The following is a 16,452-nucleotide window of genomic DNA, read 5'->3' as shown; positions in this document are numbered from 1 at the left end:
ACCCGCCGTCCGCGGCCGCGCGGACCGCGGGCTCAGCGGGCTGCGCGGTAGCGGTGCACGGACCACGGCTGGGCTGCGCCGCCGGGGCGGCTGCGGGAGGGTGCCGGATCGGCTGATCCGCCGCGCAACGCGAGCGCTGTCCGCGCCACCCGGGCCTCGTCCTCCCCCGAGAGGGCGTGCACGCCGGGGGCGAGGTCACCGCGCATGAGGCGGGTGAGCGCCGCGAGCTGGGTCGCGAAGGAGAGGTCCATCACCTCGACGGGGTTGCCCTCGGCGGCCGTGTAGTTGACGCCCCCGCCGTCGGCGAGCACGAGCGGGCCACGGGCCGCGCCCGGCGCGGTCCACTCCGCGACGCCCTCGCCGGCGGACTGCACGCTCCAGCCCGCCGCCCGCAGCTCGTCGAGCGCGAGCTCGTCGTCGATGCCGCCCGCCACGGCGACCGCGGTGCCGGGCCGCAGCAGGGCGAAGCCGCTTACGTCGAGCGTGTGCCAGACGCCGGTGGCGCTGACCACCACATCGGCGGACGGGAGCGCGGCTTCGGCGCGGCGGGCTTCGAAGCCGTCGTGCAGGGCCGCGAGCGCGCGCACGGGGTCCCGCTCCACGACGGTCACCTCGGCGCCGAGCGCGGCGGCGAAGCGGGCCGTGCCCACGCCGACGGGCCCGTAGCCGATCACCGCCCACCGGCTGCCCGCGATTCCGGCGTACTCCGGGGCGGCGGCGCGCGGATCGGCCCCTGCGGGCGGCGCCCAGCCGGCGCGATCGAGCAGGTCCGCGATCGCGAGCACGCACGACTGCCCCGTCCCCACGAGGTTATCGAAGTCGGTCTTGGTGCGGGCGTCGTTGACGGTGATGACGGGGATGCGCAGCACTCCGTCCGCCGCCATCTCGCGCAGCGGGCGCACGCCGCTGGTGGTCTCCTCGGCGGCGCCTCGCAGGCGGTCGAGGGCGGCCGGGCGCTCGGTGTGGGCGAGGCGGATCAGGTGGGATCCGTCGTCGACGAGGTACTCGGGACCCCAGTCGAGGATCGCTGCGGCGTGCTCCGCATCGACGGAGGCGGCGGATCCTGCTGCGTCGGCCGCGCCGGCGCTCGTGGGGGCGAACACCTCGACCCGACCATCGGCGGCGAGCGCGGCGGCGACCTCGGGATCGGTCTCGGAGACGGCGCTGAAGAGCGCCACCTCGCAGCCGGCGTCGGCGAGCGCGAGGGTCAGCGCGGCGGTCTTCGGCTCCAGCACGAGGCTCACGCCGATGCGCGGCTTCCCACCGGTCCCGGCGCTCGCCCGGGCGGTCTCGGCGAACTCGGCCGCGAGGCGCGCCGTGGCGCGCATGCCGTCGGCCGCCCACGCGATCCTCGCCGCCGCGTCGTCGCCGCGGGCCGACGCCATGCCGCCGTCGAGCGCCACCAGCACGGGCGCCAGCCCGCGGGCTGCATCTGGCGCTGGACCCGCGCCGGCACCCTGGCGATCCGGATCGGCGGAGCCCGCCCGATGCTCGTCGCCCAACCGCTCGACGAAGACGAACTCGGCTGGGCGAGCCGCCGGCTCTTCGAGGCGCACGCCCATGCGGGCGAGCGCGACGAGCAGGGTCTCGCGCTCGCACCCGTCTGCGAGTTCGACGCGGGCGACGCCGCCCGCCAGCAGCCGGTTGCCCGCGCGAGCGGCCGCGCGGATCGCGCGCTCGACCCGCAGCGCCGCCGCGGCGCGCGATCCTCGTCCGTCGAGTTCGGTCATCGATCCTGCGCCTTCCGCTCGGAGTCGTCACTGCCCGCGTCCGGTCCGGATCCGGTCGGGGTCTGCTGATCCGCGGGCGTCGTCGGGTCGGCGGCACCGGAGCTCCGGTCCTTCGCACTGGATCCGCCTGCGCCTGAATCCGTATCGCTGCCGCTGCCCGTACCGGTGTCTGAGCCCGTGCCGGCGCCTGAGCCCGTGCCTCTGTCCGAGGCTTCGCGCTCGGCCTGCTGGGCCTCCCACTGCGCGCACGCCGCTTCAGGATCATCCGGCAGCCCGAGCGCGGCGCGAGCCGCCGCGGCCGCCTCACCGGATTCTGCGGCCCCCTGCCAGGCGTAGGCCACGGCTTCGGCGGCGTCGAGCTTCGCCACGCTCGCCGCCTGCTTCCGATCCGCCTGCAGCGTCTTCCGTACCGAGGCCACCGGCGCCTCCGCCACCGCCGGCCAGCTCTGCTGCTCTGTGTCGAGCTGTTCGCCGGCCTCGGCGCTCGCCTCGGCCACGCGCTCCATCGCCGTAGCGAAGCGCGCCGTGTCGATCTGCACGTCGCCACCGCGAGCGACCGCGATGCGCAGCCTGTCGAGCTCAGCGTCGGCATCGTCCCACGCGGCGTTCACCGGGCAGACGGCGTCGAGATAGACGCCTCCGGCCTTCGTCGCCGACAGCACCTCGGGCTCGGGAGGAGGCTCCGGCGCAGCGCAGCCCGCGAGCCCGCCCACGAGCAGCAGGCAGGCGAGCGCCCCGATCGGGGCGCGGCGGACACGAGGCAGCTGAAGCACTCTTTGAGAATAGTCGGCACCACCGACATTCCTGGCGCAGACGCCAGCAGCCCCCGCCCGTACCGCGGCTCCGGCCCCGGCCCCGGCCAGACTGGCTCCCACACTTGCCAACGCACCAGCTGCATATCCCTGCGATCGCGCGGCGCGCACACGTGCAGGTTCGCGCGAGGATCGCGATCCTGTCAACCCCTCCGCGCTCGCGGCGCACGCCGCATAGGGTGGGGAGCATGGCGAGATACTTGGACGAGCAGCAGGCCGCGGCCGACGGATTCCGCATCGTGCACGAGCCCGGCGAGCAGCGCTATGCGATCTACCAGAGCAACGGCGAGGGCGAGGGGCAGCTCGTCGGCGAGGCGCACTACTCCTTCGTCGGCGAGCACACCATCGACTTCGATCACACGGTCGTGCTGCCCGAGCTGCGCGGCACCGGGCTCGCAGGCCTGCTCGCGCACCACGCGCTGACGGGTGACGCGATCGGGCACCGCACGCTGCACGCCTCGTGCTGGTTCATCGACGGCTACCTCACGCGCCACCCGGAGCTCCGCGAGCGCTGATCCGCCGCCGAGGGCCCTTCTCAGCCGGCTCGGCGCCGCGGGCTACTCCTCGGTCTTGCGCTTCCGGCGCAGTCGGCTGGCAGGCTTCGCCTGCTGCTGCACGAGGGCTGTGAGGTCCTTCTCGATGAGCTGCTGGATGCGGCTCTCGCGCGCCTCCCGGTACTCTTCGTTGTCGCCGCCGCTGTAGTAGGGGTGGGTGGCGCGCTCCTTGAGCGAGTCGCCGATCTCGTCCCACGCCATCGAGCGGGCGCGTTCGGCGGTCTCGGTGAGGTAGGTCTCGTCCTCGGCGCGCGTCTGGAGTTCTTCGGCGACGCGCTCGTACACTTCCTGGCGATGGCGCAGGGTGCGGTTGTCGTCGTTGCCGTAGTCCGATTCGCTCCACGAGCTGCGGCCGGTGTCGCGGATCTCGTCGCGCATGCGCCCGATGTGCCGGGCGTCACGCTCCCGCTCCTTCGCGAGGTCTGCGGTGGCCTGGCGCACCATCTCGCGGATCTGGGTCTGGTCGTAGTCGGCGTGGCGCTTGAGCGCGTTCATGATGATCTCGTTCTTGACCGTCATGCGCACCGCGACGTCGGCGACGAGCAGCCCCTGCTCGACGATCTCCTCGACTGGCGCGAGCACGCGGCGGGGCAGGCGTCGCGGCGGCCGCGCACTGCCGCGCTTGCGTTTCTTCGACCAGCCGAACACCGCGCTCCTTCCGGGGCCCACACGGGCCTCTCCCATTATCGCGTAAAACGCGCCCGCGTCACTCCTCTGCCTGCGGTCTTCCGAATACGGCCTCCGCGCCACCATTCCAGAAATCGGGGTCGCTTTTGGCCGTGTCGCGGCCTCCGACACGGCCAAAAGCGACCCCGATTTCTGAGGGCGGGTGCGGGGATGGACGGGGGCGGGACGGCGGCGGGGGCGGCGGCGGACCGGGCGGGCCAGGCTGGCCAGGCGGGACGGACGGACCAGGCGGGACGGACGGGCCCTAGCTGTGCAGATCCCGAGCACCGCGAGGGGCGGCGCGTGAGACACTGAATACGGCCTCTGTTTCCGGGGGCGCGGACGAGGGAGCTGTACCCGCACATTGACGACGGCCAGAGAGAAGTCGCGTCATGTCATTCGCGTGGATACTGCTGGTGCTGAGCGGAATGCTCGAGGCGGTCTGGGCGACCGCGCTCGACGCCTCCCGAGGGTTCAAGCGGCTCTGGCCGAGCGTCCTCTTCGTCGTCTCCTATCTCGCGAGTATGGCGGGGCTGGCCTGGGCCATGCGCGAGATCCCCGTCGGCACCGCCTATGCGGTGTGGGTGGGCATCGGCGCGGTGCTGACGGCGGCGTGGGCGCTGATCACCCGCAAGGATCGGGCCACCGTGCTGCGGGTCGTGCTGCTGATCGGGCTGATCGGCTGCGTGGTCGGCCTGAAGGCGGTGAGCTGATCATGGCTCGTCGACCGATGCGCGGGGCTCCCGAAGCCAAGACCGCGTCGATCCGCCACTGGTTGGCGCTGCTCGCGAGCGCGGTGCTCGAAGCGGTGTGGGCGATCGCGCTGAAGCAGTCGCACGGCTTCACCGTGACGGCGCCGACCGTGGTGTTCTTCATCACCAACCCCATCAGCCTGTTCGGTCTGGGCTACGCCATGCGGGGCCTGCCCGTGAGCGTGGCCTACGCGATCTGGACCGGCCTCGGGGCGGCGCTGACCGTCGGTGCCTCCTTCGCGCTCGGCACCGACACGCCCACCGCTCTGAAGCTCGTCTTCCTCGCCGGCATCGTGGGCTGCGTGATCGGCCTGAAGTTCGCGAAGGATCCGGATCCGGTCTCTTCGCCCGACCCTGCGTAGCGGCCGCTACCGGGCCGTCACCGACACCCATATGGACGCGGCGGCGGCGGGGCCGAGGCTGACCGGGGCCTCGGCGTCGCCGACGCGCACCGTCACGGTCTCGGAGTAGGGCTCGCCGGGCAGCACTTCGAGTTCGGCGTCGACCACGAGGCCCCGGCTCGCGAAGTACTGCAGCATCTCGTTGTCGGCGTCGGAGATCCGCTCGACGCGGGCGCGGCACGGAGCCTGCACGGCCGAGAGGATCACCGCGTCGGGCCGGTGCACGCGCCCGTCGGCCCTCGGGATCGGGTCGCCGTGCGGATCGCGCGTGGGGTACCCGAGCACGCGGTCGACGCGGTCGATGAGCCCGTCGGAGACGGCGTGCTCGAGCCTGTCGGCCTCCTCGTGCACCTCGTCCCACTCGTAGCCGAGCGCCTGCACGAGGAAGGTCTCGAGCAGCCGGTGCCGGCGGATCATCGAGACCGCGTGCTCCCGCCCGAGTTCCGTGAGGGTGACGGTGCCGTAGCGCACGTGGCCGATGAGCTCCTGGTCCGAGAGCTTGCGGAGCGCGTCGGAGACGGTCGACAGTCGGACGCCCGCCGCTTCGGCGATCGCCGAGTTCGAGACGGGCGCGTCTGACCACTCCTGCAGGCCCCAGATCACCTTGAGGTAGTTCTGCATACTGGGCGATAGATCGTCGACGCTCACGCCCTCAGGATAGCTTGCGAACGCCGCCGACCGGGGTGCATCAGCCTCGGTCGGCGCGGCTCCGCGGCGGCGCGATCGTTGCCGAATCGATTTGGCAGCGGGGAGCCGGAGACCTACCCTGGAGTCGTACGGCGTACCCGACCCGAAGGAGCCGCATGACCGCCTCGTCCGCACCCGTTCAGAGCCCGGCGCCGGGGTTCGCGCGGCAGGCCGAGCCCGCCGGCCTCGCCGACGCGGTCGCCCGTCTGCAAGAGCTGCTCGACCTGCACCTCGCCGTTCTCCCCTCCGGCACCGTGCCGCCCGCTCAGGCGGCCGCGCTCACCGGCGGCAAGTATGTGCGCGCACGGGCGTTGATCGCGGTGGCGCACGCCTACGGCGATCCCGATCCCCGCTTCCTCGCCGAGGCCGCCGCCGCGGTCGAGCTGCTGCACACGGCCTCGCTCGTCCACGACGACTTCATCGACGGTTCGAGCATGCGGCGCGGGGCCGCCGCGCTCCACACCGTCTCGGGCGACGACACCGCGATCCTCGTCGGCGATCTGCTGATCGGCATCGCGCAGGAGGTCGTGGCCCCGCTGGGATCCGCGGCGAGTGCACCGCTCGCGCGTGCGCTGCGCGCGCTGAGCACGGGGCAGCTGCTCGAACCCGCACTCGGCTGGGGCGCCGACGCCCCGAGGGCCCTGGAGCGGTACGCGACGCTGAAGACCGGGGCGCTGTTCGGTGCCGCCTTCGAGCTCGGCGGGGCTGCCGCCGCGGCGGGGACCGCAGTGGGCGCGGCGCCGGATCCCGCCGCCCTCGCGGCCGCGGGCGAGCGACTCGGGCTCGCATTCCAAGTCGCCGACGATCTGCTCGACGTGCACGGCGACGTCGCGGAGCTCGGCAAGGATCACGGCGCGGATCTGCGGAACGGCATCCCCACGCTGCCGCTCTGGCTGGCGTTCCGGCGCCTGGCCGGACCGACCGGGCTCGGCGCCGCAGCGGGCGCGGAGGCCGCCGACCCCGCCGCGGTCGCCGCTGACCGGCTCGCGGCGGCCGCGGGCGCGCCAGAGGTGACGGCCGAGGCCGAAGCGCGCATCGCCGAGCTGTTCGTCGAGGGGCGGGCGCTGCTGCCGCCCGCGCTCCGGCCGCAACTGCTCGATCTCGCCGCAGGCATCGTCGTGCCCGGCGCTGCTTTCGAGCCCGCGACTTCCCGGCAGCTCCACCAGTGAAACGAGGCACCGTGAAACCGCGCAGAATCACCATCAAGGACGTGGCGGCCGAGGCCGGCGTCTCGGTCGCGACCGCCTCGGAAGCCCTGAACGGCAAGGGGCGCGTCGCCCCCGCCACACGCCAGAACGTCATCGATACGGCGGCGCGCCTCGGCTACACCGTCAACCGCATCGCGAAGAATCTCAACGCCGGCCGCACCGGATCGCTCGTGCTCACCGTGTCGCCGATGGCGGCGCAGTCCACGAAGCCGGGGCAGCCCGAGTGGGACGTCGAGTACTACTTCCGGGTGCTGAGCGGGGCGAGCGCGCAGGCCTTCCAGCGCGGCTTCCTGCTCTCGATGCTGCCCTCTCACGAGTCGTCGCGCACGTTCTTCTCCGCGGCCGACGGCCTCATCGTGGTCGACCCGAGTCAGAACGATCCGCTGCTCGCCGCGGCTGCGGGCGCGGGCATCGCCTGCGTCACGGTCGGCCGCAACTCCGACGACCTGAGCTGGGTGGACAACGACTTCGCCTCGGGCACCACGACGGCGCTCGCCCATCTCGCGGCGACCCGCGGCGCGAAGCCCGCGCTGTTCCTCAGCGAGACCAGCTCGTCCTACGTGCGCGACGAGCTCTCGGCGTATCTCGACTGGTGTTCGACGGCCGGCATCGAGCCGATCATCATCCGCTCCCCCGGGCCCCGCGTCGACGAGGCGGAGCCCGTCATCCAGGCCGCGCTCGCGGCGCCGGATCGGCGCTTCGACGCGGTGCTCACCACGCTCGACACGCTCGCCCACGCGACCGAGCGCAGCGCGCACACCCTCGGACTCGACGTTCCGGGCGATCTGCAGGTGCTGAGTCTCACCGACAGCCGCTACCTCGACTACGGTCTGCAGCGGCCGATCACCGCGCTCGACCTGCACCCGGTGCGGCTCGGCGAGATCGCGGTCGACCTGCTCATCGACTCGCTCGACGGCACGGCCGAGCGGCGACGGGAGCTCGTGCCGACCTCGCTGAACGTGCGCGAGTCGACGCTCGCCGACTGAGGGATCGCACCGGAAGGGGCGCCGGTGCACGACTTCTCGGGAGGAAGGCCGATCCGCGTCCGCTACCGGGCTGGCCCGGCCTGATCCACCGCCCGCCCCCGCAGGCGCAGACAGCGATGCCGCGCGGCCCCTCGGCTCGCGCGGCATCGTCCGTCTCAGGCCCGCTCGCTCCCCGCGGGTTCTTCGAGCAGCACCGCCGCCGCACCGGCGGCCGGCACGGCCTCGTCTTCGTCATCGTCGTCGGACTCGTCGCGTTCGACGATCACGATCGTCGAACCCGTGGTCGCGGCGTGCACCCGCTTGCGGTGCACCCACGCCTCGACGATGATTCCGAGCACGCCCACGGCGGCGACGCCGATGATCGTCGACCAGTCGCTCGCCCAGCCGGCGCCCGTCTCGCGCGGCCACGCGACGTTCGCGATCTGGAACACCAGCCACACGAGCGCGAGCCAGCTCACGATCTGCCCGGCGCGCCCCAGGAAGAGCTTCGGATCGTCGCTCCAGCGACCGGTGAAGCGCGCGATCGCCATGCCGAGCACCGGGAACAGGAAGGAGATGAAGAATCCCACCGAGGAGAACGAGATGAGGGCCATCTGGATCCCCTCGCTCTGGAACGGGATGAACAGCAGCACCGCGATCACGGCGGTCACGATGACCGCGCGGCGGGGCAGCCCGGTCGCGCCGGACAGCTTGGTGAGGAACCTCGCGAACGGCAGCTCGCCGTTGCGGCCCGTGGCCCACACGATGCGCGACACGGTGATCTGGATCGTCATCAGGCTCGCCGCGAACGCGATCACGAACAGGGCGAGGATGCCGCGGAACACGGGCTCCGGGAAGGTGGCGGCCATGATCGCGACCGCGGGATCGGCGGCGTTGTCGGGATCCTGCAGGAACGCGTCGCTCGGCACGGCCAGGGTGAAGGCGAGCGTGCTCAGCAGCACGATGATCATGATCGCGAAGAACGACACCACCATCGCGCGGGGCACGGCCTTCTTCGGGCGGCGCACTTCCTCGGCGATGGAGCTCGCGCTCTCGAAGCCGATGGCGAAGTAGCTGGAGAACGCGATCGCCATGACGAGCGGGGCGGAGAAGAAGACGCCGCTGTAGTCGCCGAGCGAGGCGGGCGACAGGTAGTCGAGGCCCTGGTGCCGCTCGAAGAACAGCAGCCAGATCGCCACGCCGATGGAGCCCACGGCCTCGGCGACGATCACGCCGACCATGAGGATCTTGATGAAGACCCGCCCGGCGAGGTTCACGATGGTGCTGAAGGCGAGCAGGCCCACGGCGAGCCAGGTCACCAGGCCGTGATCGGCGGCCGGCACGTCGAAGATCGGCGGGATCAGCACGGCGCCCGCGTAGGCGACGGCGGGCAGCGTGATGAGCAGCGTCCAGATGTACGTCCACGACGCGAACCAGCCGTAGCGGTGCCCGAGCAGGCGCCTGGACCACTGGTAGATGCCGCCGGAGTCGGCCCACTTCGACGCGAGGACGCCGAGGGTGAGCACGACGATGAACTGGCCGAGGTAGAGGATCATGCCGCCCCAGATGAAGGCCGGACCCGAGGTGGTGAGGCCGAGCCCGAGCACGCTGTACAGCGCGACGATCGGCGAGACGAACGCGAATGCGACTGAGAGCGCGGAAAACATGGTGAATTCTCTCTTCATCACCGTCGGCGCCGTGGTCATGGAAACTCCCTTGGTTCAAGATACGGCGACGGAGTGCGACGATCATCGGCGCCTCCGCCGGGAGCGCCGGGGCGTGCCGCTGAGGGCGCGATCCGGGGTCATCCGCGGCCCACGTTACCTGAGCCGAAACGTTTTAACAAGATGCTGGGAGGTCTTTATTTTCAGTAGAGTGGATTATCGAAACGATTTAGCAACCGCTGGCCAGCACCGCACCGCCGTGCGAGAATGTGAGCACCATGAGCACTTCCACTCTCCGCATCACCGTCGTCCAGGACGCGCCGCTCCCCCGCGACATCGCCGGCAACCTCGCTCGCGCCCGAGCCGCGCTCGCCGCGAGCGACGCCGACCTCCTCGTCTTCCCCGAGCTGTTCCTCACCGGCTACCAGACCGAGCGGCTCTCCGAACTCGCCATCGACACCGACGACCCTCGGATCGCGGCACTCGCCTCGGCGTGCCGAGAGGCCGGAACGGCGCTGCTCATCGGCTTCGTCGAACCCTCAGAGGACGGCTTCTTCGACGCCTACCTCGCCATCGACCGCGACGGCCGCGTGCTCCCCGCGATCCGCAAGACCCACCTCTTCGGCGGCGAACGCGACGTCTTCCGAGCCGGCGACAGCATCACCCCCATCACCCTCAGCGGCGCGCGCATCGGCGTGATCAACTGCTTCGAGATCGAGTTCCCCGAGGTCGGCCGCACCCTCGCACTGCGCGGCGCCGAACTGCTCATCGCAGGATCGGCGAACATGCACCCCTACGAGCTCGATCACCGCACCGCGGTCACCGCCCGCGCGCTGGAGAACCGGGTGCCGGTCGCCTACGCCAACCGGGTCGGCAGCGAATCGGGCCACGACTTCTGCGGATCGAGCCGCATCGTCGCCCCCGATGGCACGACGATCGCCGAACTCGACACCGAGACGCGCGGCGAGCTGACCGCAATGCTCGAACTCGGAGCCGGTGGCGACGGCGCCACCGCCATGCTCGCGCAGCGGCGACCCGCACTCTACGAGGCGTAGGAAAGCGAGGGGGCGGCGCACGCCCCTCCCCGCAGACGCACAGGCCTTCCGCAGACACGCAGACGCACAGGCCTTCCGCAGACACGCAGACGGGCCGGGGATCTCTCCCCGGCCCGCCTGCGTTCTCGCGGCTCAGCCGACGTAGACCGGCGTGTTCGGCGATCCCGCGTGGAAGGCCAGCGCCTCCAGCGCGATCCGCCCGGCGATCAGCTGCGTGCGGGTGGAGTGATCGAGCGACGGAGCCGGCTCGGCGATGTCGAGCCCGATGAGCCCCGCGGGCGCGATGCCGCGGATGATCTCGAAAGCCTCGCGGATCGTCATGCCGCCGGGCGTGGGCGCGCAGGTGCCCGGCGCGAAGGCCGCGTCGAGGGCGTCGACGTCGAAGGTGAGGTAGAAGCCCTCCTCGCCGACCCGCTCCAGGATCTGCTCGACGGCCCAGAGCGTGCCCTTCTGCCAGATGTCCTCGAGCCAGATCACGCGGATGCCGTGGTCGCGGCAGTACTTCAGCTCGGTCTTCGGGTTCATCCAGCCGCTGATGCCGACCAGCACGATCTTCGCGGGGTCGTAGCCGTTGTCGACGGCGCGGGTGATGGTGCAGCAGTGGTTCAGCTCTTCGCCGCCGACGTGCGGGGCGGCGTCGAGGTGGGTGTCGAACTGCACCCAGCCGGGGCTCGTGCCCGGCTTCTTCGCCGCCTTGCCCACGGGGATGCTCACGGAGTGGTCGCCGCCGAAGACCACCGGGATCGCCCCGGCGGCCACGATCTCGGCGATGTCGGCTTCGACCCGCTCGAACGTCTTGGGGGTGTTGCCCAGCGCCACCTTGCAGTCGCCGCCGTCGACGAGCGGCAGGTGCGCGAACAGGTCGAAGTCGAACGTCGCCTGGAAGTTCGTGTACTGCACCGAGGTCTCGCGAATCGCGCGCGGGCCGTAGTTGGCGCCGCTGCGGCTGATGGTGGTGGCGTCGAAGGGGAAGCCGTAGACGACGGCCTTCGCTCCCGAGGCGATGATCGCGTCGCGCTGCAGCTCGACGCTGGGCACGCCCATGAAGGTGCCGCCGAGGCCGCCGTGCAGGAGGCCGTTCCACATGGTCTCGTCGAACGAGCCGGTCGACTCTTCAGTCATGGTTCCTCTTTTCAGTGGTGGTGCGGGCCGAGCCCGCCGTGATCTATGTTGAAACGTTTTGGAGCTTCTTTGCTTCACAAGCATCGATGTGCCGTAACGTTTCGGCAAGCGTATCAGTACCGGGTGCTTCGGTCCAGTGCTCCGCGGGCCTCTGGCGCTCGCCCCGGCCGGGGCGCAGACTGGAGGCATGGATGTCAGGATCAAGCGCGTCTACGACCCCGCCGCGCCGGGTGACGGCTGCCGCGTGCTCGTGGATCGCCTCTGGCCGCGCGGCGTATCCAAGGAACGCGCAGCGCTCGACCTCTGGGAGCAGGACGCCGCGCCGAGCCCCGAACTGCGGCGGGAATGGCACGACGACCCCGAGGGCCGCGATCCCGACCACTTCGCCGCCTTCGCCGAGCACTACCGGGCCGAGCTCGCCGAGCCGCCGGCCGCCGAGGCGCTCGACCGCCTCGTCGCCCTCGCGCGGGAGCACGACGTGCTCACCCTGCTGTACGGCGCGAAAGACGAACGCAGGAATCACGCCATCGTGCTGCGGGAGGCGCTGCTCCGTCGCGCATGACCCGCGGCGGGCGGATCGCGGGCCGGGGCCCGCTCATCCGGATCCGCCGCTCAGCCGGATCCGCCATTCTGGCCAAACCCCGCGCCGGCCGATGCGCCGCTCAGTCGGCCCGCAGGATCCGCCGCAGGCAGTCGAGCGCAGCCTCGAACTCAGTGTCGTCGGGGCCGCCCATCCCGAGCACCACGCCGGCCGTGCGGTCGGGGCTGTGATGCTGCCAGTAGGCGCCGAGGGCCGCGATGCCGAGCCCCGCCGGGAACGCCGCGGTCTCGCGCGACGCCAGCTCCACCGCGCGGGCCTCCCGGCGCACGGCCGCCTCCCCCGAGAACTCGAGCACCGCGTGCAGGCCGCCGCTCATCGGGCGCACGCGCACGCGCGGCACCCCCGCGAAGCACTCCGAGATCAGGTCGCGCCGCGCCGCATGTCGGCGGCGCACCCGCGCGATGTTGCGGCGCAGCTCCCCCGTGGCGAGGTAGTCGGCGAGCGCCAGCTGCACCACGGCGGAGACGGGTGATCCGAGATCCTGACGCACCGGTTCGAGCAGCGCGCGCAGGTTGCGCGGGGCGAGCAGGAAGCCCGCGGCGACCGCGGGTGTCACCGTGCTCGAGAAGGTGCCGAGGGTCACGACCGACCCGGCCTCGGGGTCGTCGAGCGCTGCGAGCGCGGGCAGCGGCCCGCCGGCGTGGCGCAGCTCCGAGTCGTAGTCGTCCTCGATGACCACGACGCCGGTGCGTCTCGCCCAGTCGAGCAGCTCCCGTCTGCGCGGCAGCGGCAGCGAACCGCCCACCGGATACTGGTGGCTCGGCGTGACGATCACGAGGTCGAGCAGCCCCTCGGGCAGGCGGTCGGTGCGCAGCCCTTCGGCGTCGACCGGCAGCGAGACGATGCGCGCGCCGTGGCGGGCGGCGACGCTGCGCAGCGACGGGAAGCCGGGATCCTCCACCCCCACCACCAGGCCGTGCCCGCGGGTCGTGCCGAGCGCGGTGAGCAGCAGCCCGAGGCCCTCGCGCGCGCCGGCGGTCACGATCACGTCGCGCGCGGGGCGGGCCGTGCCGCGCACGAGCCGCAGGTGCTCGGCGACCTCGCGCCGCAGCGCCGGTTCGCCGAGAGCGGGTGATCGGCGGTCGGCACGCGCGACGGCAGCTCGCCACGCGGCGCGCCAGGCGGGGCGCTGGGTCGCGTCGGTGAGCGGGGTGCCGGGCGCGAGCGGGGGGCGGGGCGCCGCAGCTGAGCCGTCGAGCTCGGTGTCGGGCTCCGGAGTGCGCTCGGGGTGCGGATCGGCGGGGCGCCCGCTTCCCGCGCCGACGAGGGCCGGTGCGGGAGGCGGAGGCTCGGCGCTTCCCGTGCTGCCCGTGATTCGCGCAGATCCGCTGCGTCCGCCGATCCCGGCGCGCGCCACGGCCTGGATCGTCGCGCCGAGGTCGGGGTTCACCAGGGTGCCCCGTCCGTGCTCGGCGTGCAGATAGCCCTCCGCGATGAGCTGCTCGTAGGCGGCGACCACGACGCCTCTGGCGACCCCGAGCCGTGCGGCGAGCGCACGGGTCGCGGGTACGCTCTCGCCGGGTCGCAGCCGTGCGGCGTCGATCGACTCCCGCAGCGCCGCGGCGAGCTGCGCGGGCAGCGGGACGGCTGCGGCGCGGTCGAGCTCCACCACGAGCTCGGCGGGGCCGCGGAGTGCGGGATCGGTCACCGCTCCAGTCTGGCAGCCCGCCGTCGAGTGGTCCATTCCTCCGAGAGAGGCGGCCGCAACCTCATGATCCACTTCCGCTCCGCCGCCCCCATCGAGGTCACCAGCACCACCGCGCCAACGCGGGCCGCGGGCCTCAGGCGAAGACCGGCGCGGCGCCGGCCAGGCGCCCGCGCATCACCTCGATCGCCTCGGGGTTGTCGTCGATCAGCATGAAGCGCCGCCCCAGCTCCGCGGCCGCCGCACCGGTCGTGCCGCTGCCCGCGAAGGGGTCGAGCACCCAGTCCCCCGGCCGCGACGAGGCCTGCACGATGCGGCGCACCACCCCCAGAGGCTTCTGCGTCGGGTAGCCCGTGCGCTCGCGACCCGTGGGCGACACGATCGTGTGCCACCACACGTCGGTGGGCAGCTTGCCCCGCTCGGCCTTCTCGGGCGTCACGAGGCCGGGCGCCATGTACGGCTCGCGATCCACCGCCTCGGCGTCGAAGAAGAAATGATCGGGGTGCTTCGCGTAGACCAGGATGTTGTCGTGCTTCGCCGGCCAGCGGCGCTTCGTGCGCGCCCCGAAATCGTAGGCCCAGATGATCTCATTGATGAAGCACTCCGGGCCGAAGAGCGCGTCGAGCAGCACCTTCGCGTAGTGCACCTCGCGGTAGTCGAGGTGCAGGTAGAGCGTGCCGTCCGGGGCGAGCACCCGCCACGCCTCCTCGAGCCGGGGCTCGAGGAAGTCCCAGTAGTCGCCGAAGCGGTCGTCGTAGGCGAGCGTGCGCTCCCGCGTCACCCGGTAGCCCTGCCCGCGGAAGCCCAGCCGCTCCCCGCGCGCGAGCCCGGACCCGGTCTCGCCGCCGCGATCCGCATCGAACCGCGTGCCCCGCACCCGCTCGGCCTGCCGCGTACGGCCCGTGTTGAACGGCGGATCGAGGTACACGACCGAGAACGCGCTGCCCGGCAGCCCGCGCAGAATCGGCAGATTGTCGCCCGCGGCCACCAGGTCGGGGCCGTCGGCGGTCCAGTGCATCGTCCCAGGGTATCGTGGAGCGCACATCTCACCGAGCGAGCGGAGCCACCATGATCCGACTGGGCATGATCACCGTCGACACGGCGGACCCGCGGCCCCTCGCCGCCTGGTGGGCCGAGCGCCTGGACGGCGAGATCGTCGAGGACGCCGACGGCTGGTTCTGCATCGTGCGCGCGCCCGAGGTGCCGGTGGCGCTGGGATTCCAGCGAGTGGAGGAGATCGCCCCGGGCAAGAACCGGATGCACCTCGACCTCGACCGCAGCCCGGATGTCGACCGCGAGCAGATGGTCGCCGAGTGGGTCGACGCCGGCGCGGTGCACCTCGGCCGGCGCGGCGAGCAGGGCTTCTCGTGGGACACCTTCGCCGACCCCGCCGGCAACGAGTTCTGCATCGGCGACCCGCACTGAGCCGAGCCCGGCCGAGGCGCTGAGCCCTCGCAGCCAGCGACCTCGCAGCCAGCGGCCTCGCCGCCAGCAGCCTCGCCGCTAGGGGGCGAGGATCGCCGCGAGCTCCGCGGGGTCGAGGTCTTCGACGCGGGCGGGCGACCAGCGCGGGTCGCGGTCCTTGTCGATCACCTGGGCGCGCACGCCCTCGGTGAAATCGGCGCGCGGCGCCACGCGCCCCAGCACCCGCAGGTCGTCTGCGAGCACCTCGGCGAGGCCCAGCCCGAGTCGGCGCGTGCGGTCGATCTGCGCGAGCGTCACCGCCACCGAGACCGGGCACATAGCGCGCACCGTCGCGGCGGCGTCGGCAGCCTCGGCGGCTCCGGCTCCCCCGCGGGCCGCCGCCGCGTCGAGCGCGTGCACCAGCCGGAGCGCCGCCCCCGCAGGGTCCTCCGATGCCGGCGCGTGGGCGCCGCCGAACGCGGCCTCCGCGATCGGCTCCCACCAGGCCTGCGCCGCGAGCAGCGGCGAGCTCGGCGCCGGCTCGGCGAAGCGGGCGCAGGCGGCCCCCGGATCCGCACCCCCCGCGAGCGCTTCGCGCAGTGCAGCGAGCCGCTCCGACGGCACGAAGCGATCCGCGAAGCCCAGCGCGATCGCGTCGCCCGGGCCCATCTCGGCCGCCGTCACGGCGAGCAGCTCCCCCAGCCGGCCGGGCGCTCGCGCCAGCAGCAGGTGCCCGCCCACATCGGGCACGATCCCGATGCGCGCCTCCGGCATCGCGAGGCGGCTGCGCTCCGTCACCACGCGGTGCTTCGCGTGCCCGGCCAAGCCGATGCCGCCGCCCATCGCGATGCCGTCCATGAGGCCCACCACGGGCACCGGCGACTCCGCGAGCGCCAGGTCGAGCCGGTACTCGGTCGCGAGGATCCGCATCGTGTCACCGCCCGAGATCTCCTTGATGTCACCGCCGCCGCAGAAGCCGCGCTCGCCCGCGCCGTCGAGCAGGATCGCCGCGGAGCCGTCGCGCTGCGCCGTCTCGAGCGCCGCGCCGAGCAGCCCGAACATCTCGAGCGTGAGCGCGTTGATCGCGCGCGGCCGGTTGAGCGTGATGCGCGTGATCGCGCCCTCGCGGCGGGTGATCACGAGCGGTGCTGGGGCGATCTGGGGCGCATCGGTGCTCATGCTTGCA

The 16,452-nt window shown here is 72.6% G+C and carries 17 protein-coding genes; 8 read left to right on the top strand and 9 right to left on the bottom strand.

The genetic code is table 11. The features are described 5' to 3' along the window. Nucleotides 1-32: 32 nt before the first annotated feature. Nucleotides 33-1,730, bottom strand: a complete 1,698-nt coding sequence (locus tag H629_RS0105865; RefSeq protein WP_024356368.1) for an adenosylhomocysteinase — start codon at nucleotides 1,728-1,730, stop codon at nucleotides 33-35. Further along, nucleotides 1,727-2,503: a hypothetical protein gene (locus H629_RS0105860; protein ID WP_024356367.1), complete on the bottom strand. Its 777-nt coding sequence runs from the start codon at nucleotides 2,501-2,503 to the stop codon at nucleotides 1,727-1,729. Before H629_RS0105860 ends, H629_RS0105865 begins: the two co-directional genes overlap by 4 nt. Nucleotides 2,504-2,730: 227 nt before the next feature. Between H629_RS0105860 and H629_RS0105855 the strand changes: the two genes are divergently transcribed. Further along, nucleotides 2,731-3,057 (top strand): GNAT family N-acetyltransferase, encoded by a 327-nt coding sequence (locus tag H629_RS0105855; RefSeq protein WP_029746632.1) that lies wholly within the window; start codon nucleotides 2,731-2,733, stop codon nucleotides 3,055-3,057. Between the two features lie 42 nt (nucleotides 3,058-3,099). Here the strand turns inward: H629_RS0105855 and H629_RS0105850 are convergent, their stop codons facing one another. After that, nucleotides 3,100-3,744: a hypothetical protein gene (locus tag H629_RS0105850; RefSeq protein WP_024356365.1), complete on the bottom strand. Its 645-nt coding sequence runs from the start codon at nucleotides 3,742-3,744 to the stop codon at nucleotides 3,100-3,102. A 410-nt stretch (nucleotides 3,745-4,154) separates the two neighbouring features. Here H629_RS0105850 and H629_RS0105845 point away from each other — a divergent pair, with 410 nt between their 5' ends. Continuing rightward, nucleotides 4,155-4,475 (top strand): DMT family transporter, encoded by a 321-nt coding sequence (locus tag H629_RS0105845; RefSeq protein WP_024356364.1) that lies wholly within the window; start codon nucleotides 4,155-4,157, stop codon nucleotides 4,473-4,475. Between the two features lie 2 nt (nucleotides 4,476-4,477). Then, complete coding sequence (locus tag H629_RS0105840; protein ID WP_152485652.1) at nucleotides 4,478-4,876, top strand: DMT family transporter; 399 nt, start codon at nucleotides 4,478-4,480, stop codon at nucleotides 4,874-4,876. Between the two features lie 6 nt (nucleotides 4,877-4,882). On the opposite strand, the gene H629_RS0105835 is transcribed toward H629_RS0105840, so the two are convergent. Then, nucleotides 4,883-5,563 (bottom strand): metal-dependent transcriptional regulator, encoded by a 681-nt coding sequence (locus H629_RS0105835; protein WP_024356362.1) that lies wholly within the window; start codon nucleotides 5,561-5,563, stop codon nucleotides 4,883-4,885. Between the two features lie 155 nt (nucleotides 5,564-5,718). Between H629_RS0105835 and H629_RS14475 the strand changes: the two genes are divergently transcribed. Beyond that, nucleotides 5,719-6,771, top strand: coding sequence for a polyprenyl synthetase family protein (locus tag H629_RS14475; RefSeq protein ID WP_024356361.1), 1,053 nt, complete (start codon nucleotides 5,719-5,721; stop codon nucleotides 6,769-6,771). An 11-nt stretch (nucleotides 6,772-6,782) separates the two neighbouring features. Then, nucleotides 6,783-7,796 carry a LacI family DNA-binding transcriptional regulator gene (locus tag H629_RS14020; RefSeq protein WP_024356360.1) on the top strand — a complete coding sequence of 338 codons (1,014 nt, stop codon included), beginning with the start codon at nucleotides 6,783-6,785 and terminating at the stop codon, nucleotides 7,794-7,796. A gap of 155 nt (nucleotides 7,797-7,951) precedes the next feature. On the opposite strand, the gene H629_RS0105820 is transcribed toward H629_RS14020, so the two are convergent. Next, nucleotides 7,952-9,442, bottom strand: a complete 1,491-nt coding sequence (locus H629_RS0105820; RefSeq protein ID WP_240471054.1) for an APC family permease — start codon at nucleotides 9,440-9,442, stop codon at nucleotides 7,952-7,954. A 275-nt stretch (nucleotides 9,443-9,717) separates the two neighbouring features. Here H629_RS0105820 and H629_RS0105815 point away from each other — a divergent pair, with 275 nt between their 5' ends. Beyond that, nucleotides 9,718-10,494: a nitrilase-related carbon-nitrogen hydrolase gene (locus tag H629_RS0105815; protein WP_024356358.1), complete on the top strand. Its 777-nt coding sequence runs from the start codon at nucleotides 9,718-9,720 to the stop codon at nucleotides 10,492-10,494. A gap of 132 nt (nucleotides 10,495-10,626) precedes the next feature. Here the strand turns inward: H629_RS0105815 and speB are convergent, their stop codons facing one another. Then, nucleotides 10,627-11,616, bottom strand: a complete 990-nt coding sequence (gene speB / locus H629_RS0105810) for an agmatinase (protein WP_024356357.1) — start codon at nucleotides 11,614-11,616, stop codon at nucleotides 10,627-10,629. Between the two features lie 187 nt (nucleotides 11,617-11,803). On the opposite strand from speB, the gene H629_RS0105805 reads away from it, so the two are divergent. After that, complete coding sequence (locus tag H629_RS0105805; RefSeq protein ID WP_024356356.1) at nucleotides 11,804-12,178, top strand: DUF488 domain-containing protein; 375 nt, start codon at nucleotides 11,804-11,806, stop codon at nucleotides 12,176-12,178. A gap of 100 nt (nucleotides 12,179-12,278) precedes the next feature. Here H629_RS0105805 and pdxR read toward each other — a convergent pair whose 3' ends face one another. Then, entirely contained in the window at nucleotides 12,279-13,865 is a 1,587-nt protein-coding gene (gene pdxR, locus H629_RS0105800) for a MocR-like pyridoxine biosynthesis transcription factor PdxR (RefSeq protein ID WP_029746627.1), read from the bottom strand. 133 nt (nucleotides 13,866-13,998) lie between these two features. Next, the gene (locus H629_RS0105795) at nucleotides 13,999-14,880 is read right to left on the bottom strand and encodes a DNA-methyltransferase (RefSeq protein WP_024356354.1); all 882 of its coding nucleotides are present in this window, start codon (nucleotides 14,878-14,880) and stop codon (nucleotides 13,999-14,001) included. A 50-nt stretch (nucleotides 14,881-14,930) separates the two neighbouring features. Between H629_RS0105795 and H629_RS0105790 the strand changes: the two genes are divergently transcribed. Continuing rightward, a complete protein-coding gene (locus tag H629_RS0105790) occupies nucleotides 14,931-15,287 on the top strand; it encodes a VOC family protein (protein WP_024356353.1) in 357 nt (118 codons plus the stop codon). A 78-nt stretch (nucleotides 15,288-15,365) separates the two neighbouring features. Here H629_RS0105790 and H629_RS0105785 read toward each other — a convergent pair whose 3' ends face one another. Further along, nucleotides 15,366-16,445 (bottom strand): enoyl-CoA hydratase/isomerase family protein, encoded by a 1,080-nt coding sequence (locus H629_RS0105785; protein ID WP_029746626.1) that lies wholly within the window; start codon nucleotides 16,443-16,445, stop codon nucleotides 15,366-15,368. Nucleotides 16,446-16,452: the final 7 nt, after the last annotated feature.

This window comes from Leucobacter chironomi DSM 19883, from assembly GCF_000421845.1.
GTDB classification, from domain to species: domain Bacteria; phylum Actinomycetota; class Actinomycetes; order Actinomycetales; family Microbacteriaceae; genus Leucobacter; species Leucobacter chironomi.
Note: the sequence above shows the minus strand (reverse complement) of the source record. Positions and strands in the feature narration are given on the sequence as shown.

What these genes read in the sequence shown, in the direction of transcription:
- H629_RS0105865 (WP_024356368.1), bottom strand. Translation starts at nt 1,730, where the DNA reads ATGACCGAACTCGACGGACGAGGATCGCGCGCCGCGGCGGCGCTGCGG.
- H629_RS0105855 (WP_029746632.1), top strand. Translation starts at nt 2,731, where the DNA reads ATGGCGAGATACTTGGACGAGCAGCAGGCCGCGGCCGACGGATTCCGC.
- H629_RS0105845 (WP_024356364.1), top strand. Translation starts at nt 4,155, where the DNA reads ATGTCATTCGCGTGGATACTGCTGGTGCTGAGCGGAATGCTCGAGGCG.
- H629_RS0105840 (WP_152485652.1), top strand. Translation starts at nt 4,478, where the DNA reads ATGGCTCGTCGACCGATGCGCGGGGCTCCCGAAGCCAAGACCGCGTCG.
- H629_RS14475 (WP_024356361.1), top strand. Translation starts at nt 5,719, where the DNA reads ATGACCGCCTCGTCCGCACCCGTTCAGAGCCCGGCGCCGGGGTTCGCG.
- H629_RS0105820 (WP_240471054.1), bottom strand. Translation starts at nt 9,442, where the DNA reads ATGTTTTCCGCGCTCTCAGTCGCATTCGCGTTCGTCTCGCCGATCGTC.
- H629_RS0105815 (WP_024356358.1), top strand. Translation starts at nt 9,718, where the DNA reads ATGAGCACTTCCACTCTCCGCATCACCGTCGTCCAGGACGCGCCGCTC.
- speB (WP_024356357.1), bottom strand. Translation starts at nt 11,616, where the DNA reads ATGACTGAAGAGTCGACCGGCTCGTTCGACGAGACCATGTGGAACGGC.
- H629_RS0105805 (WP_024356356.1), top strand. Translation starts at nt 11,804, where the DNA reads ATGGATGTCAGGATCAAGCGCGTCTACGACCCCGCCGCGCCGGGTGAC.
- H629_RS0105795 (WP_024356354.1), bottom strand. Translation starts at nt 14,880, where the DNA reads ATGCACTGGACCGCCGACGGCCCCGACCTGGTGGCCGCGGGCGACAAT.
- H629_RS0105790 (WP_024356353.1), top strand. Translation starts at nt 14,931, where the DNA reads ATGATCCGACTGGGCATGATCACCGTCGACACGGCGGACCCGCGGCCC.
- H629_RS0105785 (WP_029746626.1), bottom strand. Translation starts at nt 16,445, where the DNA reads ATGAGCACCGATGCGCCCCAGATCGCCCCAGCACCGCTCGTGATCACC.